The sequence below is a fragment of the Klebsiella sp. BIGb0132 genome (assembly GCF_024810075.1).
Classification (GTDB): domain Bacteria; phylum Pseudomonadota; class Gammaproteobacteria; order Enterobacterales; family Enterobacteriaceae; genus Klebsiella; species Klebsiella terrigena.
Window position 1 is genome coordinate 260134 of record NZ_JANUDW010000006.1, and the last position, 22384, is coordinate 282517.

General features: G+C 60.4%; 15 protein-coding genes. 14 read left to right on the forward strand and 1 reads right to left on the reverse strand.

Annotated elements, in window-relative coordinates:
- Positions 1-39: 39 nt before the first annotated feature.
- The 11 genes from fimI (at position 40) to M2416_RS17915 (ending at position 18494) form a co-directional block, all read left to right on the forward strand.
- A complete protein-coding gene (gene fimI / locus M2416_RS17865) occupies positions 40-579 on the forward strand; it encodes a type 1 fimbrial minor subunit FimI (protein ID WP_076945899.1) in 540 nt (179 codons plus the stop codon).
- A gap of 35 nt (positions 580-614) precedes the next feature.
- Positions 615-1340, forward strand: a complete 726-nt coding sequence (locus M2416_RS17870) for a fimbria/pilus periplasmic chaperone (protein WP_071844980.1) — start codon at positions 615-617, stop codon at positions 1338-1340.
- Positions 1341-1414: 74 nt separating this feature from the next.
- Entirely contained in the window at positions 1415-4051 is a 2637-nt protein-coding gene (locus M2416_RS17875) for a fimbrial biogenesis usher protein (RefSeq protein WP_259226220.1), read from the forward strand.
- 13 nt (positions 4052-4064) lie between these two features.
- Positions 4065-4592 carry a type 1 fimbrial adaptor subunit FimF gene (fimF, locus tag M2416_RS17880; protein ID WP_259226272.1) on the forward strand — a complete coding sequence of 176 codons (528 nt, stop codon included), beginning with the start codon at positions 4065-4067 and terminating at the stop codon, positions 4590-4592.
- A gap of 12 nt (positions 4593-4604) precedes the next feature.
- On the forward strand, positions 4605-5108 hold the full coding sequence (gene fimG / locus M2416_RS17885; protein ID WP_041147097.1) for a type 1 fimbrial minor subunit FimG: 504 nt from the start codon (positions 4605-4607) through the stop codon (positions 5106-5108).
- Between the two features lie 17 nt (positions 5109-5125).
- On the forward strand, positions 5126-6031 hold the full coding sequence (locus M2416_RS17890; RefSeq protein WP_076945896.1) for a fimbrial protein: 906 nt from the start codon (positions 5126-5128) through the stop codon (positions 6029-6031).
- Positions 6018-7502, forward strand: coding sequence for an EAL domain-containing protein (locus tag M2416_RS17895; RefSeq protein ID WP_374761796.1), 1485 nt, complete (start codon positions 6018-6020; stop codon positions 7500-7502). Before M2416_RS17890 ends, M2416_RS17895 begins: the two co-directional genes overlap by 14 nt.
- Before the next feature lie 176 nt (positions 7503-7678).
- Positions 7679-9358: a ShlB/FhaC/HecB family hemolysin secretion/activation protein gene (locus tag M2416_RS17900; RefSeq protein WP_259226221.1), complete on the forward strand. Its 1680-nt coding sequence runs from the start codon at positions 7679-7681 to the stop codon at positions 9356-9358.
- Complete coding sequence (locus M2416_RS17905) at positions 9358-9906, forward strand: toxin-activating lysine-acyltransferase (protein WP_041147100.1); 549 nt, start codon at positions 9358-9360, stop codon at positions 9904-9906. The genes M2416_RS17900 and M2416_RS17905 overlap by 1 nt, the downstream gene beginning before the upstream one ends.
- The gene (locus M2416_RS17910; RefSeq protein ID WP_259226222.1) at positions 9899-18244 is read left to right on the forward strand and encodes a hemagglutinin repeat-containing protein; all 8346 of its coding nucleotides are present in this window, start codon (positions 9899-9901) and stop codon (positions 18242-18244) included. The genes M2416_RS17905 and M2416_RS17910 overlap by 8 nt, the downstream gene beginning before the upstream one ends.
- Positions 18231-18494: a hypothetical protein gene (locus tag M2416_RS17915; protein ID WP_227507601.1), complete on the forward strand. Its 264-nt coding sequence runs from the start codon at positions 18231-18233 to the stop codon at positions 18492-18494. Before M2416_RS17910 ends, M2416_RS17915 begins: the two co-directional genes overlap by 14 nt.
- Before the next feature lie 46 nt (positions 18495-18540).
- On the opposite strand, the gene M2416_RS17920 is transcribed toward M2416_RS17915, so the two are convergent.
- Positions 18541-19002: a SymE family type I addiction module toxin gene (locus tag M2416_RS17920; protein WP_259226223.1), complete on the reverse strand. Its 462-nt coding sequence runs from the start codon at positions 19000-19002 to the stop codon at positions 18541-18543.
- Between the two features lie 692 nt (positions 19003-19694).
- Here M2416_RS17920 and M2416_RS17925 point away from each other — a divergent pair.
- From M2416_RS17925 to M2416_RS17935, 3 genes are all read left to right on the forward strand, one after another.
- Entirely contained in the window at positions 19695-20348 is a 654-nt protein-coding gene (locus M2416_RS17925) for an ArsR/SmtB family transcription factor (RefSeq protein WP_259226224.1), read from the forward strand.
- A 183-nt stretch (positions 20349-20531) separates the two neighbouring features.
- On the forward strand, positions 20532-21005 hold the full coding sequence (locus tag M2416_RS17930) for a DUF2938 domain-containing protein (RefSeq protein WP_259226225.1): 474 nt from the start codon (positions 20532-20534) through the stop codon (positions 21003-21005).
- Positions 21006-21110: 105 nt separating this feature from the next.
- On the forward strand, positions 21111-22316 hold the full coding sequence (locus tag M2416_RS17935) for an MFS transporter (RefSeq protein ID WP_259226226.1): 1206 nt from the start codon (positions 21111-21113) through the stop codon (positions 22314-22316).
- Positions 22317-22384 lie beyond the last annotated feature (68 nt).

The window sequence follows — 22384 nt, forward strand, 5'->3', positions numbered from 1 at the left end:
AGGATGGCCCGTTATCCATACAGGACTGGGGTAATCACGATGCAAGGAATGAAATCAGGTCTGCTGATCGTTTTGCTACCGCCGCTGGCGCTGGCCGGTAACCAGTGGAACGTCACCCTGCCCGGCGGCAGCATGCGTTTCCAGGGCGTGATCATCGCCGAATCCTGCCGCGTGGAAGCGGGAGACCGTCAGCTAACGGTCGAGATGGGGCAAATCAGCAGCAATCGGTTTCATTCAGTTGGCGAAGAGACTAACCCCGTTCCTTTCGCTATCCATCTGCAGGATTGCAGCACTGCGGTCAGCCAGCGGGTGGGAGTGACCTTTCACGGCGTTGCTGACGGCAAAAATCCGGACGTGCTCTCGGTGGGCGAAGGCCCCGGCATCGCAACCGGCGTCGGCGTGGCGCTGTTTGACGGCGAGGACCATCCGATCCCGCTCAATAGCCCACCGGCGGCCTGGTCACGGCTGTATAGCGGACCGACCACGCTACATTTTGTCGCCAAATATCGGGCGACCGGACGTCAGGTGACCGGCGGAGCCGCGAACGCTCAGGCCTGGTTTGCTTTGACCTATCAGTAACCAGCCAGCAGGCATACCGGATACAGGAATCAACGGTGAGTATAAAAGGGGAAAACGTGAGAAAGAGACTGGGGATGACGCAAAGCCTGGTGGCGGGCTTTTTGATGATCGCCACCGCCGGGTTTAGCACCGCTGCCGATGCGGGCGTGGCGCTGGGAGCCACCCGGGTTATCTATCCTGCCGGGCAAAAGCAGGTCCAGCTGGCGGTAACCAATAACGATGACAACAGCACCTATCTGATTCAGTCGTGGGTAGAAAATGCCGACGGTCAGAAGGACGGACGGTTTGTCATCACCCCGCCGCTGTTCGCCATGCAGGGTAAAAAAGAGAACACCCTGCGGATCATTGACGCCACCAACAATCAGCTGCCGCAGGATCGCGAAAGCCTGTTCTGGATGAACGTTAAGGCGATCCCGTCGATGGATAAATCGAAGCTCAGCGACAATACCCTGCAGCTGGCGATTATCAGCCGCATCAAGCTCTACTATCGCCCGGCTAAGCTGGCGCTCTCGCCGGATCAGGCGACGGAGAAGCTGCGCTTTCGCCGCAGCGCAAACACCCTCACGCTGATTAACCCTACTCCCTACTACCTGACGGTGACCGAACTCAACGCCGGAACCCGGGTGCTGGAAAACGCGCTGGTTCCGCCAATGGGCGAAGCCTCGGTGAAGCTACCGCCGGGCGCCGGCAGCGAGATCTCCTGGCGGACGATTAACGACTACGGCGCGCTGACCCCGCGGATGAAGGGCGTCGCGCAATAGCTCCGGGGAAACCAGCGTTATCCCCTGAAATATAATAAGAACTGACAGCCGGGCGACTTCGGACCGGAGGGATTATGTCACATCTGAAATATGGACCGAACCGTTTGGTTTCTCCCCGCACCCGGCGTCATGCCCCGCGTTTTGCGGGGCCGCTGGTGCAGTTCCCGCTGCTGCTTGCGCTGGCCACCCTGGCCTTTTCCGCGCGGGCGGAGCTCTATTTTAACCCGCGTTTTTTGGCTGACGATCCGGCGGCGGTGGCGGACCTCTCGAACTTCGAGAAGGGACAGGAGGTGCCGCCCGGCACCTATCGGGTCGATATTTATCTGAACAACGGCTTTATGACCACCCGCGACGTGACCTTTAAGGCCGGGGAAGAGGATCATCGCCTCGCGCCCTGCCTCACGCGTAGCCAGCTGGCGAGCATGGGCGTCAACACGCCCGCCGTGGCGGGAATGGAGGCGCTGGCCGCCGACGCCTGCGTACCGCTCGCTGCCCTGATCAAAGAGTCCACCAGCCGCTTCGACGTCGGCCAGCAGCGCCTGTACCTGACCGTTCCCCAGGCCTTTATGGGCAACCGCGCACGCGGCTATATTCCCCCTGAACTCTGGGATGACGGAATTAACGCCGGGCTGCTGAACTACAACTTTACCGGCAACAACGTGCACAACGATATTGGCGGCAGCAGCAACTATGCCTGGCTTAATCTGCAAAGCGGCCTCAATCTCGGTGCCTGGCGCCTGCGCGATAACACCACCTGGAGCTACAGCAGCGGCGGCGGTTCATCGAGCAACGAAAATAAGTGGCAGCACGTCAACAGCTGGCTGGAGCGGGATATTGTCCCTCTGCGCTCGCGCCTGACGCTCGGCGACAGCTATACCAACGGCGACGTGTTCGACGGCATCAACTTCCGCGGCGCCCAGCTGGCCTCTGACGACAATATGCTGCCGGACAGCCAGAAAGGCTTCGCCCCGGTCATCCACGGGATTGCCCGGGGAACGGCGCAGGTCTCGATCAGGCAAAACGGCTACGAAATTTACCAAAGCACGGTGCCGCCCGGACCGTTCACCATCAACGATCTCTATGCCGCAGGTAACGGCGGCGATCTGCAGGTCACCATCAAAGAGACCGACGGCACCCGCCAGGTCTTCACCGTGCCGTGGTCAACGGTGCCGGTGCTGCAGCGCGAGGGCCATTCGCGCTTCGCCCTGACGGCGGGGGAATACCGCAGCGGCAACGACCAGCAGGAGAAGCCGAAATTCTTCCAGGGAACGCTGCTCCACGGCCTGCCGGCGGGCTGGACGCTGTACGGCGGCTCCCAGCTGGCCGACCGCTACCGCGCCTTTAACCTCGGCGTCGGTAAAAACATGGGCGATTTCGGCGCCGTGTCGCTGGACGTGACCCAGGCAAACGCCACCCTGCCGGACGACAGCAACCATCAGGGGCAATCGCTGCGCTTCCTCTATAACAAATCGCTTAACGAAATCGGCACCAATATTCAGCTGGTCGGCTACCGCTACTCCACGCGGGGCTACTACAGCTTTGCCGATACCACCTATAGCCGGATGAGCGGCTACGACGTCGAGACCCAGGACGGCGTTATCCAGGTGAAGCCCAAATTCACCGACTACTACAACCTCGCCTACAGCAAGCGCGGCCGGGTGCAGGCCAGCGTCACCCAGCAGCTGGGGCGCACCGCCACGCTCTATATGAGCGGCAGCCATCAGACCTACTGGTCAACCGGCAAGGCGGACCAGCAGCTGCAGGCCGGGCTCAACGCCGCGGTGGACGATATCAACTGGACGCTGAGCTACAGCCTGACCAAAAACGCCTGGCAGCAGGGGCGCGACCAGATGCTGGCGGTCAACGTCAACATTCCGTTCAGCCACTGGCTGCGCTCGGACAGCAAATCCGCGTGGCGCCACGCCAGCGCCAGCTACAGCATGTCGCACGATCTCGACGGCCGGATGACCAACCTCGCCGGGCTCTACGGCACCCTGCTGGAGGATAACAACCTCAGCTACAGCGTGCAGACCGGCTACGCAGGAGGCGGCGCCGGCAGCAGCGGCGGCACGGGCTATACCGCCCTGAACTACCGCGGCGGCTACGGCAACGCCAACGTCGGCTACAGCCGCAGCGACGGCTTTAAGCAGCTCTACTACGGCGTCAGCGGCGGCGTGCTGGCCCACGCCAACGGCGTGACCTTAAGCCAGCCGCTGAACGACACGGTGGTGCTTATCAAAGCGCCCGGCGCGGAGAAGGTGAAGGTGGAGAATCAGACCGGCGTGCGCACCGACTGGCGCGGCTACGCGGTGCTGCCTTACGCCACCGAGTACCGGGAGAACCGGGTGGCGCTGGATACCAACACGCTCGCCGACAACGTCGATCTTGACGACGCCGTGGTCAGCGTGGTGCCCACCCATGGCGCGATCGTCCGCGCCGACTTTAAGGCCCACGTCGGGATGAAACTGCTGATGACCCTCACCCGCAACGGCAAGCCGGTGCCGTTCGGCGCCATGGTGACCTCGGCGAGCAATCAGAGCGGCAGCATTGTCGCCGATAACGGCCAGGTCTACCTCAGCGGGATGCCGCTGGCCGGCCGGGTGCAGGTGAAGTGGGGAGACGGGCCGGATGCCGGCTGCGTCGCCGAGTATCGTCTGCCGCCGGAGAGCCAGCAGCAGGCGCTCAGCCAGCTCTCAGCCGTGTGCCGCTAAGGAAAGGATCATGATGACAAAATCATTCTATTTGCTGCTGGCCGTGCTGTCGCTTGCCGTCGCCAACGCGTGCGCCGCCGACAGCACCATCACCATCAGCGGCTACGTGCGGGATAACGCCTGCGCGGTGGCGGGAGAATCAAAGGATTTTACCGTCGACCTGCTGGATAACGCCGCCAAACAGTTTCACGCCGTCGGCGCCACCACGCCCGCGGTGCCGTTTCGCATCGTCCTGTCGCCCTGCGGCAGTTCGGTTACCGCGGTAAAGGTGGGCTTCACCGGGGTGGCAGATAGCCTCAACACCGACCTGTTAAAGCTGGACAGCGGCGCGTCGGCCGCGGCGGGCATGGGGGTGCAGATCCTCGATACCCAGCAGGCGATGCTGCCGCTGAACGCCGCCTCCTCGGCGATAGCCTGGACCACCCTGACGCCGGGGCAGACCAATATCCTGAACTTTTACGCCCGCCTGATGGCGACCCAGGTCCCGGTTACCGCCGGGCACGTTAACGCCACAGCGACCTTTACGCTGGAATTTCAGTAACCGGAGGCTGAGATGAAATGGACTCCCCCAGGCTGGCTGGTAGCCGGCGCGCTGCTCATGGCCGCCTCCTCGCTGCAGGCCGCCGACGTCACCATCACCGTGAACGGCAAGGTGGTGGCCAAACCGTGCACGGTGTCGACCACCAACGCCACCGTCGAACTCGGCGATCTCTACACCTTCAGCCTGGTCTCGGCGGGAGCCGCTTCGGCGTGGCACAGCGTGGCGCTCGATTTAAGCAACTGCCCGATTGGCACCTCGCGGGTGGTCGCCACCTTCAGCGGCACCGCGGACGGCACCGGCTATTACAAAAACCAGGGCACCGCCGGCAATATCCAGCTCGAGCTGCAGGACAGCGGCGGCACCACGCTGAACAACGGCGCCACTCAATCGGTGCAGGTCGATGACGCCACCCAGTCCGCCCGTTTCCCGCTGCAGGTCAGGGCGCTGACGGTGAACGGCGGCGCCACCCAGGGAACCATTCAGGCGGTGATTAACGTCACCTACACCTACGCCTGAATCAGGAGAGTACGTTTATGAAAAAAATAGTCACCCTGCTGGCCGCGCTGGCGATGATGGGCTGGTCGATTAACGCCTGGTCCTTCGCCTGTAAAACCGCCAGCGGACAGACCATCCCCATCGGCGGCGGCAGCGCCAACGTCTACGTCAATCTCGCGCCTGCGGTGAGCGTCGGGCAGAACCTGGTGGTCGATCTCTCGACGCAGATTTTCTGCCACAACGACTATCCGCAGACCATCACCGACTACGTCACCCTGCAGCGCGGCTCGGCCTACGGCGGCGTGCTATCAAGCTTCTCCGGTACCGTAAAATACAACGGCAGCTCCTATCCGTTCCCGACCACCACGGAAACCTCGCGGGTGATTTACGACTCGACCACCGATAAGCCGTGGCCAACCGTGCTCTACCTGACGCCGGTCAGCACCGCCGGCGGGATCGCCATTACCTCCGGGTCGCTGATCGCCGTGCTGATCCTCCATCAGACCAACAACCACGACAGCGACTCCTACCAGTTCGTCTGGAATATTTATGCCAATAACGACGTGGTGGTGCCGACCGGCGGCTGCGACGTCTCCGCCCGCGACGTGACGGTGACCCTGCCGGACTATCCCGGTTCGATGGCGGTTCCGTTGACGGTGCACTGCGCGCAGAACCAGACGCTGGGCTACTACCTGTCGGGCAACACCACCGGCTCCGGCAACGCCATTTTCACCAATACCGCCTCCGCCTCGCCGGCGCAGGGGATCGGCGTGCAGCTGACCCGCGGCGGCACGGCGGTGTCCGCCAACAGCCCGGTATCGCTGGGTACGGTCGGCACCTCGCCGGTGAGCCTTGGGCTGACCGCCGAGTACGCGCGCACCAGCGGGCAGGTCACCGCCGGCAACGTGCAGTCGATTATCGGGGTGACGTTTGTCTACCAGTAGGGCGCCACTCCCGCCGCCGGCCCCGGCGGTGGAGTGCATACTCTCGCCCTGTTCGATGGCCGCGGAGGGGCTCTCTTCGCTGATCGGCGCGGGCGGGCGGCGGCCGACGTTTTTATCCCCTCAGGCCCATGACGCGCCGTCGCTGCCCGACCCGACGGCCTTCAGGCGGATCGTGGTGTTTCTACCCGACGACCCTTTCTGGCTGCTGTTCACCCTGCGCCAGGCGGCGCTGCTGCTCGACCGCAGCGCCAGCGCGCTGCCGATGCTGATCCTCAGCCGCAGCCCCGCCGGCTGGCTGTGGCAAACGCTGCTGCACCTGGTGGGCAACCGCCGCCGTCTTGCCGCCGTCAAAACCGTCGCCTCCGACCTGCCCTGCCGGCAGCTGGCCTCGCTGCTGAGCCAGCCTGCGCCGGACTACCCTTCGCTGGAGACGCTGGCCTGTGAGGAGGCGACCGCGCGCGGTATTCCCCCGACGGGCCTGAGCAAACCCGAGTTCAACGCCGCGCTGGACTGGCTGCGCGGATACAGCATTACTCGCCAGGCCGAGCTGCGGGGCGTGAGCCATAAAACCCTCTATAACCAGAGACTGTCAGGACTAAAAAAGATGGTGGAACAGCATCCGCATCTGGCGAACCGCTTCCCCGGAGGCCAGGCAAAAGGGCAAAAGGCGCAGGCGTTCGCCACGCTTTCGGCGTTTGAGCGCGAGTTCGTGCACGCGATCCACTGTCGGCAGGTGTTTCCGGTATTCCAGCCCATTACCGATGGCCGGCTAATGCTCAAGGGTATCGAGGTGCTGTCGCGCTGGCGACGCAGCGGCAGCGTGCTGCTGCCCGGCGAGTTTCTGCCGCTGGTGCGCGCGGAATATGCCTGGCTGCTGCTGACCGCCTTTGCGCTGCGGGAAGCGGTTCAGGGCATCAACCAGCATCGCGGGGAGTACTACTTCTCGGTGAACGTTCCGCCGGTTATCGCCGGGCATGACAACCTCATGCGGATGATGGAGGCGGCCCGCCAGCAGCTGGGCGATCCGCGCTGGGCGGAGAGGCTGGTACTGGAATTTGCCGAAACCGTCGATCTCAACCGCCAGGGCAAGATCGGCAGCAATATCGTGAAATTACAGCAGCAGGGCTTTCGCATTATGCTCGACGACTGCTTTTCACAAAGCAGCGTGATGTTTCCGGTCCGCGCGGTGCGCTTTAGCGAGTACAAGCTCGACATGAGCATCGTGAATGATTTCCAGCACGACGCCCACGCGCTGGCGCTGGTAAAAAGCCTGATCTACTACTGCCAGCTAACCGGCAGCCGCTGCGTTGCCGAGGGGGTGGATAGCCTGGAAAAGCTGAATATGCTGAAGGCGCTGGGGATCGACAGGTTTCAGGGCTATCTGATCTCGCCCCCGGTCACTCGCGAAAACCTCGACGATATTATTCAACGCTTTTCGCCGGGGCGATACGCCACGCCCGTTGCCGGATAGAACGCGTTTCCTGCTGAAATCACAGCGGTTTATGCCGATTTCCACCCTCCACTCTCCTGCGTCGCGGCAGGGGGTGCGCGCTTTTTCGGAATATGCCTGGTTCCCTTTCCTTGACAAAAATTGAACAATTTTACACAAACTCACATTTTGTTCATTTTCACATTGCAAGGATGCCAATGAACCGCGAAGCCATTTTTTGCCGGGCGATCGCCTCAGCTATAGGTCTGTTTTTTCTGCTGCCGGCCCGCGCCGCAGGCCCTGACGATCAGTTTATCATTCAGCAGCAGCGTCAGAAGGCGCTGGAGCAGCAGCTGACCCCGCCGACGCCCGACGTGCGCCTCTCCGAGCCCGCTTCCGGCTTCGGTCGCATTACTTTCCCGACGGAAACGCCCTGCTTTCCCATCCACCGCGTGGCGCTGAGCGGCCAGCAGGCACTTCCCCGCTGGCTGCCGCTGCAGCGCATCGCCGACCAGGCGCAGGGGCGCTGCCTCGGAGGGAAAGGGATTAACCTGCTGATGAGCACCCTGCAAAATCGGCTGGTCGACGGCGGCTGGATCACCACCCGCGTGCTGGCGCCCTCCCAGGATTTGAAAAGCGGCACCCTGAAGCTGGCGATCGTGCCGGGCCACGTGCGCCACGTGCGGCTGACGGAGCAGAGCGACGACTATATCCGGCTGTATAGCGCCTTTCCGGCCCATGAGGGTAATCTGCTCGACCTGCGCGATATCGAACAGGGGCTGGAAAATCTCCAGCGCCTGCCCACCGTCGAGGCGAGCATGGAAATTGTCCCCGGCGACAATCCCGGCGAGAGCGATATCGTCATTACGCGTAAGCAGTCGAAGATGTGGCGCCTGGGGCTGTCGCTGGACGACTCGGGCACCGAAACCACCGGTCGCTATCAGGGTGGCGTAACGCTGTCGCTGGATAACCCCTTCTCTCTCAGCGACTTGCTGTACCTCTCCGCCAGCCACGATCTGGACGACAGCGGCGGCAAGAGCAGCCGCAACTACATTACCCACTACTCCGTGCCCTACGGCTACTGGATGCTGGGGGTCACCGGCAGCGACTACGACTATCACCAGACGGTGGCCGGGCTGAACGGCGACTACCGCTACAGCGGCAAAAGTAAAAATCTCGACCTGCAGCTCAGCCGCGTTCTGCACCGCAGCGGGACGCAGAAAACGACCTTCACCTACGACGTTCTGGCGCGCGAAACCCGCAACTTCATCGACGATACCGAAGTCGGCGTCCAGCGTCGCCAGACGGCGGCCTGGCGCGTGGGGCTGCAGCATCGCCACTACATCGGCCAGGCCACCCTCGACCTCGGCGCCAGCTACCAGCGCGGCACCCGCTGGTTTGGCGCGCGGCCCGCGCCGGAAGAGTACGTCGGCGACGCCACCGCGCTGAGCAAAATCACCCAGCTCAACGCCCAGCTCGACCTGCCCTTTACCCTCGGGAGCCAGAATTTCCGCTACAACGTGCAGTATCTGCGCCAGATCAGCAACACCCCGCTGACGCCGCAGGATCAGTTCGCCATCGGCAACCGCTGGACGGTGCGCGGATTCGACGGCGAGCGCACCCTCAGTGCCAGCCACGGCTGGTACGTGCGCAACGATCTGGCCTGGCGCACCCCGCTGGAGAGCCAGGAACTCTATCTCGGCGCGGACTACGGTGAAGTCGGCGGCTATAGCTCTGATTACCTTATCGGCCAGCACCTTGCGGGCGGCGTCATCGGCCTTCGCGGCAGCGCCTTCAACACCGGCTATGACCTGTTCGCCGGAACGCCATTCTCGAAGCCGGATGGATTCCACACCAGCGCCGTGACTCTTGGCTTCAACCTGAACTGGAGCTGGTGATGCGCACTGGACAATACGAGATTAAGGCGCCGCTGATCTTCGGCGGTACCGACAACGAGGCCGAAGTGCTGGGGGCCAGCGTCTGGCTATGGATGCATTCGCCGATGCACCGGGACGCCCCGCTGCACGCCCTGCCCACGCTGCTGATGCCGATCATCAAGCGCCGCCAGTATGTGCTGGTTATCCAAAACGAGCGGCCGGTGTTTTTTCTCAGCTGGGCGTGGCTCAACCGGGAGTCGGAGGCCCGCTACCTCACCCGTCCGGCGATTGAGATGCGCGAGACGGACTGGGACAGCGGCGACCGGATGTGGTTTTGCGACTGGATCGCGCCGTTCGGCCATACCGCCGCCATGAACGCCCTGATGCGCCAGGAGGTCTTTGCCGACCACTGCGTGCGGGCGCTCTATCACCGCGGCGAGCAGCGCGGCAAGCGGGTGGTGATGTTCCACGGCCGCCGCGTCAGCCGCGAACAGGCCAGGACCTGGCGGCTGTCTCACCCGCTCGCCGTCGACCTGCCGGAAGCGTTTAAAGGACTAAACCATGAATAAGAACCTCTACCGTATTGTGTTCAACAAAGCGCGCGGCATGCTGATGGTGGTGGCGGACATCGCCCGTTCCGGACGCGCCGGCGCCGCACGCTCTTCCGCGCCGGGCAGCCTCCCGCGCCGGCTGCACGGCAAAATCAGCGCCATTAGCTTCGGCCTGTGGCTGGCGATGGGGGTGATTCACCCGACGCAGGCCAATATCGTCGCCGACGCCGGCGCGCCGAAAAACCAGCAGCCGACGGTGATGCCGAGCGCCAACGGCACGCCGCAGGTCAATATTCAGACCCCGTCGGCCGCCGGGGTATCGCGCAACACCTACAGCCAGTTCGACGTCAACCAGCAGGGGGCGATCCTCAATAACTCGCATAAAAACGTGCAGACCCAGCTGGGCGGCATGGTGGCAGGGAACCCCTGGCTGGCGAAAGGCGAAGCGAAGGTCATTCTCAACGAGGTCAACTCGCGCGACCCCAGCCGGCTGAACGGGATGATTGAAGTGGCTGGGAAAAAGGCCCAGGTGGTGATCGCCAACCCGTCCGGCATTACCTGTAACGGCTGCGGCTTTATCAACGCCAACCGCGCCACCCTGACCACCGGCCAGGCGCAGCTTAACAACGGCAACCTCACCGGCTATCAGGTCGAGCGCGGCGAAGTGGCCATCGAAGGCGCCGGGATGGAGAGCTCGGGGGCCGACTACACCGATATTATTGCCCGCTCGGTGAAGGTTAACGCCGGGCTGTGGGCCAAAGACCTGCGGGTCACCACCGGGCGCAACCGGGTGGATGCCGCCCACCAGCGCATCGAAAAAACCGGCGACGATCCGGCAACCCGCCCGCAGCTGGCGGTGGATGTCGCCAGCCTCGGCGGCATGTACGCGGGTAAAATCCGCATGGTCGGCACCGAGAGCGGCGTCGGGGTGCGTAACGCCGGGGCCATCGGCGCCCAGGCCGGAAGCGTGAGCCTGAGCGCCGACGGCCGCATTGAAAACAGCGGCACGCTGCGCGCCAGCGAAGACGCTACCGTCCGCACCGCCGGCGAGTTCAGCAACGGCGGCGCGTTGACCGCCGGCCATAACCTGGACATTCAGGCGGCCAGCCTCACCGGCAGCCGCGACAGCGTGCTGGCCGCCGGAGTGCAAAATGACGGCAGGCTGGCGGAGAGCGGCGACCTGCGGCTACACGCCGACGGCCAGCTGAGCGTCCACGGCCAGACGCTGGCCGGCGGGAACCTGCGCGCCAGCGGCCAGGGCGTGGACGTCAGCGGCAGCCGAACCCAGGGCCAGCGGGTCGAGCTGGACAGCGGCGCGGGCCACCTGCTCGCGCAAAACGCCGGGGTCAACGCCCGGGATCTGACCCTGCGCAGCGGCCAAACGCTCAACAACGACGGCGGCACGCTCAGCGCCGACGCGATAACCCTCTCCGCACAGCATCTTTCGAACCGCAAAGGCAAGCTGGTGCAGACCGGCGGCGGCGCCCTGGCGGTGAATCTGCCGGGCGATATCGATAACCGGGAGGGGGAGATTGCCGCCAACGGCGATATTCAGCTCGCGGCGCACGCCGTCGATAACCGCAGCGGGAAAGTGCTGGCGGCGCAGGGCGGCAGCCTGACGGCGCACGCCAGGACGACGCTGGATAACCGCCAGGGCACCCTCGCCGCGGCGGGCGATACCCGGATCAATGCCGGGGATCTCAACAATAGCGAGGGGCTGATCTCTGCCGCCACCGGCAGCGGCGAGATCCGCAGCATGCAGACGGTCAGCAACGGTAAGGGCCGCATCGAAGCGGCCAAAACGCAGGCCATCAGCGCCGCCGGGCTGGATAACCAGCAGGGGGTTATCGTCGCCGACGGGGCCACGCTGGCGCTCGCCAACGGCACCTTCAACAACCACTCCGGCTCGCTGTACTCGCACGGCGCGCTGGCTATTCACAGCGGCGCGCTCGATAACCAGTTTGGCTACCTCGCCAGCGGCGGCACGCTCACCTTCAAAGGAGGCGATGTTGATAACCGTGCCGGTCAGTTCGCCGCAGAGCAGGCCCTGAACGCCAGCTTCAGCGCCTTCCTGAACCACGAGGGCAGCCTGAAGGCGCTGGGCGCGATGACGCTGAGCGGCGGTACGCTGGACAACGCTCGCGGGATCGTCGGCGCGGGCGGCGCGCTCGACGTTGGCGTCAGCGCCCTCGACAACCGCCAGGGCACCCTGTTCAGCAGCGCGGATGCCCTTCTGCGCGCCGACCGGCTGGACAACCAGGGCGGCCAGCTGGCGGCGCAGCGGGCGCTGAGCGTTAGCGGCGGGCAGTTGGTCAACGATAGCGGCGGCCTGATCCAGAGCGGCGGGAGCCTGACGCTCGCCGCGGACGACATCAGCAACCGCAGCGGCAGCATCATCAGCAGCGCAGCCGCCACCTTGCGCAGCCAGCAGCTGCACAACGGCGGGGGAGAGATCCAGAGCGTCGGCGATCTGCTGATCGATAGCGCCCGCGGCATCGTGGATAACGTTTCCGGGCTGATGCGCAGCGGCGCGACGCTCACGCTCACCGCCGCCCGGCTGATCAACCACAATACTCTCGGCGACAATCAGGGGCTGGAGGCGCAGAACATCGCCCTCGCCAGCGAAGCGCTCGATAACCACAGCGGGATGATTCTGGCCGATAAATCGCTGACGGTGCGCAACGGCGGCGAGCTCGACAACCGCAGCGGCGGGCTGGCGGCCTCCGGGACGGTGGATATCCGTGGCGACGGACTGGCGCTGCTTAACCAGGACGGCACGGTGAAAGCCGGCGAGATGCTGCGCATTGACGCGGACAGTCTCGACGGCGGCGGCCAGCTGCTGTCGCTCGGCGATATGGCGCTGAGCAGCCGCCGGTCGCTGAATAACAGCGGGACGATGGTAGCCAACGGCAGCTTCACGCTCGCCTCCGCAGGGGATATCACCAACGGCGGCAGGCTGCTGGCGGGCAGCAGGCTCGACCTCACCAGCCACAGCCTGAGCAACGGGGCCAGCGGCGAAATTAACGCCGGGCAAAACACCCTTAACGTCAGCGACACGCTGTTCAACGCCGGGCTGATCGACGGCGGCTATACGCGGATTCATGCCGGGACCCTCACCAACAGCGGCAGCGGGCGCATCTACGGCAACGCCATTGGCGTCAATGCCGTCACCTTCAACAACCTGGCAGAAAACGGCACGGCGGCGACCCTTGCCGGGCGCGAGCGCGTCGATCTCGGGGTACAGACCCTGAACAATCGCGATCGCGGGCTGATCTACAGCGGCGGCGATCTGCTGATTGGCGGCGCGCTGGGGGATAACGGCGCCGCGATCGGCCGGGCGGGAACCGTCGATAACCACAGCGCGACGATCGAATCCGCCGGGGATATGACGATCGCCGCCGGGCAGATCAACAACATCAACGATCGCTTCACCACCGGGATCGTCACCGTTGCTCAGGATCGGCTGACCGAATATCAGCACACCGGTTCCCCCAACCGCTGGAACGCCGCGGACGACGGCGTGTTTGTCGACAGGAACTCCGCCGACGGCCTGCGCAATCTGAATACTCCGGACGACACCGGCAGCAATAACGACAGCTTCAACCAGTTCGACTATACCCGCACGGTGGAAGAGACGCGGATCCTCGAATCCGACCCGGCGAAGATCCTCGCCGGCGGCAATATAACGCTCACCGGCGATCGCCTGCTGAACGATAAAAGCCAGGTCATCGCCGGCGGCACCCTGGCGATCGCCGGCCTGCAGGAGGTGAAAAACGACGACATAACCGGCGAGCGGCGAACCACCGACGTCGGTACCGCCACCCACTACTACCGCATTCGCCACAAAGGGGGCGACGAGCAGGGCCGCGACCGTACCGCCTATACGCCGCCGACCGAAATTCAGAGCATCTCCCTGAAGCCGGGGCAGCTCATCAGCGGCGGCAGCGTCGAGGGCACGTCGCTCACCCTCGCGCCGCTGACCCCGCAGGGCACGGCGGCGGCGATCGGCGTGGCGGGCGCCGTCGCCGGTCAGCACGCCGTTTCGCCCGGCGAGCCGGTCACGCCGCCGGCGGGCCAGCAGTTTGAGGTCACGCCCGCGGAAGGGGCGATTCGCATCGTCGGCCCGAACACCACCCTGCCGGATAACAGCCTGTTTACGGTCAACCCCGCCGCCGACGTGCCGTATCTGGTGGAGACCGATCCGCGCTTCACCAACCAGAAGCAGTGGCTCGGCAGCGACTACATGCAGCAGGCGCTGGCCGGCAACGGCGACACGACGCTGAAACGGCTGGGAGACGGCTACTACGAGCAGCGGCTGATCCGCGAGCAGGTGGTCGCCCTGACCGGCCAGCGCTATCTTGACGGCTACACCAGTGACGAAGAGCAGTTTAAGGCCTTGATGGATCAGGGCATTACCTTCGGGAAGCAGTACGCGCTGAAGAGCGGCGTGGCGCTGACCCCCGAGCAGATGGCGCTGCTGACCGGGGATATCGTCTGGCTGGTGAATACCACGGTGAAGATGCCGGACGGCTCGCTGCAGAGCGTGCTGGTGCCGCAGGTCTACGCCAAAGTCAAACCGGGCGACATCGACGGCTCCGGCGCGCTGCTCGCCGGGAATAACGTCAGCATCAAACTCAACGGCGACCTCTTCAACAGCGGCACCCTTAACGGCCGCCGCGTCCTGCAGCTTGATGCCGGCAATATCACCAACCAGTCGGGCACTCTGCTGGGCGACGACGTGCGCCTGAACGCCCGCAACGACATCAATAACATCGGCGGCATCATCCAGGGCGACAGCAGCCTGCAGGCGCTGGCCGGGCGGGATATCAACGCCACCACCACCCTCGCCGACGCGCAGAGCGTCAGCGGCGATAACCGCTTCAGCCGCACCACCATCGACAGCGTCTCCGGCATTTACGTTCAGGGCGATGACGGCAGGCTAACGCTGCACTCCGGCCGCGATATCACCCTCAGCGGCGCGCAGGTGGTCGCCAGCGGCGAACGCGGCGAAGTCCAGCTGGTGGCCGGGCGCGATATCCAGCTCAACGACGTCACCACCGCCTGGCGCGATAATCTGGTGTGGGATGCCGACAACGCCCTCAGCCAGAGCCAGAGCAGCAGCACCGGCAGCGAAGTGACCGGCAAAGGCAACGTCACCCTCAGCGCCGGGCATGACCTCAGCGCCCGCGGCGCCCTCCTCTCCTCCGGCGCGGCGCTGAACCTCGGGGCGGGTAATAACCTCACCCTCGCGGCAGGCGAAAACAGCCAGACGCTGGACGAGCGCCACAAGGTCACCGGCAGCAGCGGCTGGCTGTCCAAAACCACCACCCGCACCGAGGACAGCGTATCGCGGCAGACGGCCCAGGGCAGCGAGCTGAACGGCGACAGCGTCGGCATCACCGCCGGGAACGATCTCACCCTGCGCGGCAGCAACGTGGCCGGCAGCGGCGACGTGGCCCTGCGGGCGGGCAACAATCTACAGATCGACACCCAGGATGAGTACAACAGCGAGCAGCACCTCAAGCAGGAGAAAAAATCGGGGCTGATGAGCTCCGGCGGGATCGGCTTCAGCTACGGCACCCAGAGCGTGAAAACCACCGATACCGGGGCGGATATCACCCGGGCGGGCAGCACCGTCGGCAGCGTGAACGGCGACCTGACCCTGCGCGCGGGCGACAACCTGACGGTCAACGGCTCCGACCTGATCGCCGGCCAGGACATGGCCCTGAGCGGCAAAAACGTCGCCATTACCGCCGCCGAAAACCAGAGCCGGCAGACCCACGTGGTCGAACAGAAAACCTCCGGCCTGACCCTGGCCCTCTCCGGTACGGCGGGCAGCGCCCTCAACAGCGTGGTGCAGGCCACCCAGGACGCCAAATCCGCCGGCAGCAGCCGCCTGCAGGCCCTGCAGGGGGTGAAGGCGGCCCTCTCCGGCGTACAGGCCGGCCAGGCCGCGCGTCTGGATGTGGCGCAGGGCAACGATCCGGCCAACAACAATACCGTTGGCGTCAGCCTCTCTTACGGCAGCCAGTCGTCGAAATCGACCCAGCGCAGCGAGCAGACCACCGCCCAGGGCAGCAGCCTGACGGCGGGGCGCGACCTCAGCATCACCGCCCGCGAAGGCGACCTGAACGCGGTCGGCAGCCAGCTGAAGGCGGGCAACGACGTGGCCCTCTCCGCCAGCCGCGACCTGAACCTGATCTCTGCTGAAAATGCCTCGCTGCTTGAAGGCAAAAACGAAAGCAAAGGCGGCACGGTCGGCGTCGGGATTGGCGTCGGCTCCGGCGGCTGGGGGATCAGCGTCTCCGCCAGCGTCAACAAGGGCAAAGGCAGCGAAAGTGGCAACGGCACCACCCACAGCGAAACCACCGTCGATGCCGGCAATAGCCTCATCCTCAACAGCGGACGCGACACCACCCTCACCGGCGCCCAGGTCAGCGGCGACACGGTTATCGCCGATATCGGCCGCAACCTGACCCTCACCTCCGAGCAGGACAGCGACCGCTACGACTCAAAACAGCAGAACGCCAGCGCCGGGGGCAGCTTCACCTTCGGCTCCATGAGCGGCTCCGCCAGCGTCAACCTCAGCAAGGACAAGATGCACAGCAACTACGATTCCGTGGTGGAGCAGACGGGCATCTTTGCCGGCAAAGGCGGCTATGACATCACCGTTGGCGAGCATACACAGCTGGATGGCGCGGTGATTGGCTCGACGGCGACGGCGGACAAGAACAGGCTGGATACCGGCACGCTGGGCTGGGGCGATATCGACAACCGCGCCGATTTTAAAACCGAACACCAGAGCGTCGGGTTCAGCACCGGCGGCAGCATCGGCAGCCAGTTTGCCGGCAACATGGCCAACGGCCTGCTGACCGGCGGGAACAACGAGGGCCACGACAGCAGCACCACGCACGCGGCGGTGAGCGATGGCGACATCATCGTACGGGATAAGGATAAACAACATCAGAACGTGGCGAACCTCAGCCGCGACGTGGAGCATGCCAACCAGACCCTGTCGCCGATCTTCGATAAGGAGAAGGAGCAGCAGCGCCTGCAGCAGACCCAGCTGATTGGCGAGATTGGCAACCAGGTGGCGGATATCGCGCGCACCGAGGGACAGATTAACGCCATCAACGCAGGTAAGGCCGAGCTGGCGAAGGAAAAGATCAACGAGCCGGAAAAAGGCGCCAGCAAGGAGGCCTGGGAGAAATATAACGCCCAGTTGGCCGCGACCGACGGCTATAAGGCCGCGCAGCAGCAATGGGGCACCGGGAGCAGCGTCCAGCAGGCGATTCAGGCGGCAACCGCCGCCGTGCAGGGCCTGGCGGGCAGCGACCTGAAGTCGGCGCTGGCCGGCGGCGCGGCGCCGTATGTGGCGGAGGTTATTAAGCAATACTCACCGAATGAAACCAGCCGGGTAATGGCTCATGCCGTCATGGCCGGGGTTGCGGCTGAATTACAGGGAAACAGTGCAGCAGCAGGCGCTGCGGGTGCCGCAACGGCGGCTATCGGAACATCAGTGATAGCGAAAGCGCTATATGGTACAGATGATTTCAGCAAACTGAGCGAAACACAAAAACAAACGGTGTCTGCGCTAAGCACGCTGGCAAGCGGTCTGGCGGGCGGGCTCGCCGGGGGAGATACAAGCGGTGCAGTGGCAGGCGGCCAGGCCGGTAAGAACACATCAGAGAACAATGATATGTTCAGTCTGCCATCCGGGCTGAATGACTATGGCGCTGCAGCAGCTTCCTGGAATCAGTATGCAGTAGATAAAAACCTGACGCCGGAGCAGACACAGGCTGGACTGGATAAACTGGCTAAAGGTGACCTGCCTGAAGGTGCTAACATCACAAAAGTGATTGTGGATGGCTATAAGGATGGGGTACTGATTGCGGGAGCCGCGTATTTAGGGCCTGCGGCGTCGGTTGGTAAAGTTGTAGGTGGCGCAGCAATCGCAGAAATTGCTAACGGAACGTATCAGTGGTTCGATATAAACAGCGAGAAGAATCAGAGCTTGCCAGAAAATCAACAAAAGACATGGGATTATAAGGGAAGTATTTCTGCAGGGATTACCGGAGCTCTGGCTCCTGGGCGTGGCATATGGCAGAACGCAGGGATCGCTGCAGGTGGAACTCTATTTACTGACGGGCCTGACAGTGGCGCTTTAACAGGTACAGGAGCTGGTTGGACATTCGGTACCGCAGTTAGTTCGATCGCGCCCTCTGTCCTGGAACCGGCTTTAGGTCCAGGCTCTGGCTTCGTAAGTGATATTATTGGTTCTGTTGGTGGTGAATTTATTGGTAATAAAATAAAAGATAAAATAAATAAAAAGGATGCTAATCATGATGAAAAATAAGAGAATAACTTTAAGTCTTTTGTTTTTAAACGTTATTTACCTTATTGTTTGTTGTTTTGTTTTTTTCTTTATCGCTAGTGTTGCTATCGACTTAATTTTTGATGGTAAGGTGAATTTAACGCGAGAAGTCATCAAAGACATCATCGTTGTAAGTATTATCGCGGGCACCGCGGGAGGTCTGGGTTCATGGCTCTTCGCCAAACTAGATGAACGCAAAGCCCGCAAATCGCCTCCTTCAGATCCTGATTGATCTTCACATAAATCCCGGCGCCTGAGCCGGGATTTTACCTTAAGGGTCAGTCACGGCTTCGCTTCAGGCAATCATAGCGGTGCTTCTCCCGCCGGATTACCGGCAGGTCACCGGTATCGTTAAGCGCACCGGGGAACGTCTTGATCCACAAGTCCATTTTCTTCTTGCTGAAATGAGCCGCGCTTAACCCTTCGGCACAGCCGAACAGCTCTCGGCTGTTCTGGGCGGTGATCACAACGCAATCTGGCATCACTCTGATTTTTATCGGCATACCCGGCGTAAATCCGGCCTGCGAAAGCCAGTCACCCTGGAGCGGGATATAGTCATGCCGCATACGGTCATAAAACTCCGTGCGGCTAAGCGGTTGCGGTGACTCCGGTGTGAATTTATTCTGCAAGTGCTTAACTGATTTTTTACGTAACAGCTCGCAATTTTCGCCACTAGTTTCTGATTCATCAGATTCTATTTTGGCAATAGCACTTTCTGGCTTAAAATTCTGCTCAGCCATATTCAACTCCTGCTTAGTTGTCTGTGGTTAGCGGTAAAAAGGTGGTGGTACACCTTCTTACCGCGCTCTTTAAAAACCTTCCTGTTTATTCCATCCTTCCGTTATGACAAGCGAAGTTTTATCTGGCTTCATTATATCGCAATGAATAAAAACACAGTATATATTGCATAGAGATTGTTGATTATTGCGAAGTGGATTCAGGAAATAATATAACTTCATGTAACGTTGCATTATTAATAAGAGTACGCATTTTTTCTGCCATCAGTAGCGGTATTGATGGTATCTCTCCCCTGCCCTCCGTCAAAAATGGCGGACTGCCGAACACCTCCTCCCATACCCTAGATACGGGGGCGAGTCAGAGTACAGGCAACGAGGTGAACGGTAACACTAAAGGGCAGCTATGAGCGAGGAGCGGACGAAAGTGGTCTCCTCAATGAGGATTTGTCTTTCTATTTTGTAATAATTTTTTGCGTTCACGCGCGTAGTGCCCCATTCAAAACATACTGTTTCTGTCAGCACAGCAAGCAGACGCCTCTAAGGTTTTATGCTACATAATTCCATAGAGTGATAGATTAATGTAGAATCAGACGTTAAATAAACGACACTTATCTGCCCTTTCAGCACTCAGTTCCCAGCAGAAGTGAGGGCTGATAAGTATCACTTCCTTACTTAACACCTGAGCACGCGAAACTATGACTAGCGAATTAGATTCACATTTTTTTGATAAAGCCTCTGATATCGCAAAATCACTCGGCAATGGCAGACGCATGCAGTTGCTTGAATTGCTGTCTCATGGTGAAAAGTCTGTAGAAAGACTGGCGATTAGTCTCGATGTCGGAATCACTTCAGTTTCTGCTCACCTGCAGATCCTGAAAAATGCAGGTGTTGTTCGCGCCCGCAAGGACGGGGTTAGAGTATTCTATTCAATCGCTGATAAAGGGGTTTCACAGCTCCTCGATCACGTAAAGAATATTACAGCAAAGATAGGTTATCCCGAGACGGAGACCGCCCTGCATATGGTTTCAGAGCATTCGATATCCCTTCATCAATTAATCAATAAGTTAGATGCAGGTAATTGTGTATTAGTCGATGTTCGCCCAAAAGATGAGTTCGAAACCTTCCATATTCCAGGAGCGCAATCTGTTCCTGTTGAGGATGTGAGTGACTGGGCACTCAATTTTAATGATAACCATGAAGTGATCATTTACTGCCGAGGCATTTACTGCCTTCTCTCGATTGCGGCAATGCAAACCCTTACCGCCAAGGGGATTACGTGTTCAATCTACCCTCAAGGTATCAGTGAATGGCGACGAGCAGGTTTTCCTGTTGAAGGGGCATTTGCGTAAACTTTTTTCTTAATTAACAATCATATATTTAATTTTCGGGTATTTAGCTCTATGTTTAGCTCATCACCGCATCCATTATTCCATTGTTAAATGGAATAATGGATGTTATGGTTGTTGCCTTGGCTCGCCCCAGAGCACTCTGGGTGTACGAATTGTATTGCTACTTAAATTTGGACTTTCTGAATGGTATTTGAAGCGATTTTACTCATGGTGGGAGCCGGTATTGTTGCGACAATTGTCGGCGATCTGGTATCAAAACTTGTTTTCGGTAAAAGCCACTGGAACTTGGTTGGCCGGTGGGTTGCTGGTATTCCCCATGGAAAACTTATAAATACTGAAATAAGCGGGAGTCCCTCAGTGCCTTTCGAAGCGGCGCTTGGTTGGGGATTCCATTATTTGACCGGCATTGTTTATGGGGTCATGTACATCGGTATTTGCCTTCTAATTAAAACTCCACCGAGTTTCGTAAGCGCTGTTGCCTTCGGTGTGCTGACCGCTGTAGCCCCGTTCTTTATTCTCATGCCGGGAATGGGGATGGGTGTTCTCGCACGTAAAACACCCACACCCTTAAAAAACTGTCTGTCCTCACTTTTCGTGCACACCATTTTTGGGGTAGGCCTATGGCTTGGCTCTCAATTTTTCACCATACCGCACTGACGTTTACCTGGTGAAGCTGTAATACAAAGCAACTTCCCGCTATTTTTTGCCGTAAATATCCCTAATGGGATGGCATTCAATGTAATTAAATAATTGGGAGTCATTATGCCTGTTGGCCTTTATGCCCTTGCTGTTGCAGCCTTTGCGATGGGAATGGCGGAATTTATCGTGGTAGGGATCCTGCCAGCTATTGCCTATGATATTCATATTGATGTCCCCAGTGCCGGGCTGCTTGTAACTCTCTATGCAGTGGGTGTTGCTATATCAGCTCCGGTATTAACTGCGGTAACCAGTCAGGCAAACCGGCGTTTGCTCGCATCCGGGCTAATGTGTCTTTTTATACTTTCCAATATCATTGCATGGCTCGCACCCAGCTTCTCAGTACTTCTGATTTCACGGGTTCTTGCCGGGGTTTCTCATGGCGTATTTTTCTCCATTGCTTCTGTCATCGCCTCTGGTCTTGTGGCAAAAGAAAAAGCGGGTCGAGCAATTTCTATTATGTTTACAGGTCTGACTGTCGCACTGGTTACTGGCGGACCTGTAGGAACAATGATAAGTGAAGCATTCGGATGGCGAGCTGCTTTTCTTGGAATTGCGGTGACAGGAGCAATTGCGATGGCTGCTATGCTTATCTGGCTGCCCAAAAATCTTAAAACGTCGGGGGCTTCCTCACTCCTCTCCCAGTTTGAAGTGTTAATAAAACCCAGGCTTCTTCTGGTATTTGCAATCACCACGATTGGACATTGTGGATCGTTTGTGGCTTTCACTTTTCTATCTGAAATACTTCAGGGCCAAACGGGCTATTCACTTACCTCTGTGGGCATCATTTTTGTCTGTTACGGTGCAGGGGTTATGATTGGCAATAATTACTTTGCACGGCTTGCAGACCGTCGTGGCGCAATTACCGCACTTCTGTGGGTTTACGTAATGTTAAGTCTGGCTCTGCTAACTCTTGGGCTGACTGCTTCGAGTAAAGTTGCGGTTATCCCTGTGATTATTGCATGGGGGGCTTTTGCCTTTGGTAACGTTCCTGTTTTGCAACTGTATGTCATGCAGCAGGCGAAAAAGATCCTTCCTCATGCTACAGAAGCTGCATCCAGCATGAACATTTCGGCTTTTAATATTGGCATAGCTGCAGGGGCATGGTTGGGCGGCATAGTCGTCGCGAAATCAGGGATTGGGAGTGTCGGCGAGGTGGCCGGGATAATCGTGTCGATAAACGTTATTCTTGTACTGATAAGCGGTTATCTGGACAGACGGAATTACGCAAACTCTTCCGTTCCATGTGACAGCTGTCAGGAACCCTCTTAGGCCGTTTTCGGAGAGTATCCACAATATATGGATACTCTCATTTCTCTTTATTCTGAATAATTTGTCCG

Excerpts from the sequence above, each read along its gene's own strand:
- fimI (WP_076945899.1), top strand. The coding sequence starts at position 40 with ATGCAAGGAATGAAATCAGGTCTGCTGATCGTTTTGCTACCGCCGCTG.
- M2416_RS17875 (WP_259226220.1), top strand. The coding sequence starts at position 1,415 with ATGTCACATCTGAAATATGGACCGAACCGTTTGGTTTCTCCCCGCACC.
- fimF (WP_259226272.1), top strand. The coding sequence starts at position 4,065 with ATGACAAAATCATTCTATTTGCTGCTGGCCGTGCTGTCGCTTGCCGTC.
- fimG (WP_041147097.1), top strand. The coding sequence starts at position 4,605 with ATGAAATGGACTCCCCCAGGCTGGCTGGTAGCCGGCGCGCTGCTCATG.
- M2416_RS17890 (WP_076945896.1), top strand. The coding sequence starts at position 5,126 with ATGAAAAAAATAGTCACCCTGCTGGCCGCGCTGGCGATGATGGGCTGG.
- M2416_RS17900 (WP_259226221.1), top strand. The coding sequence starts at position 7,679 with ATGAACCGCGAAGCCATTTTTTGCCGGGCGATCGCCTCAGCTATAGGT.
- M2416_RS17905 (WP_041147100.1), top strand. The coding sequence starts at position 9,358 with ATGCGCACTGGACAATACGAGATTAAGGCGCCGCTGATCTTCGGCGGT.
- M2416_RS17910 (WP_259226222.1), top strand. The coding sequence starts at position 9,899 with ATGAATAAGAACCTCTACCGTATTGTGTTCAACAAAGCGCGCGGCATG.
- M2416_RS17915 (WP_227507601.1), top strand. The coding sequence starts at position 18,231 with ATGATGAAAAATAAGAGAATAACTTTAAGTCTTTTGTTTTTAAACGTT.
- M2416_RS17920 (WP_259226223.1), bottom strand. The coding sequence starts at position 19,002 with ATGGCTGAGCAGAATTTTAAGCCAGAAAGTGCTATTGCCAAAATAGAA.
- M2416_RS17925 (WP_259226224.1), top strand. The coding sequence starts at position 19,695 with ATGACTAGCGAATTAGATTCACATTTTTTTGATAAAGCCTCTGATATC.
- M2416_RS17930 (WP_259226225.1), top strand. The coding sequence starts at position 20,532 with ATGGTATTTGAAGCGATTTTACTCATGGTGGGAGCCGGTATTGTTGCG.
- M2416_RS17935 (WP_259226226.1), top strand. The coding sequence starts at position 21,111 with ATGCCTGTTGGCCTTTATGCCCTTGCTGTTGCAGCCTTTGCGATGGGA.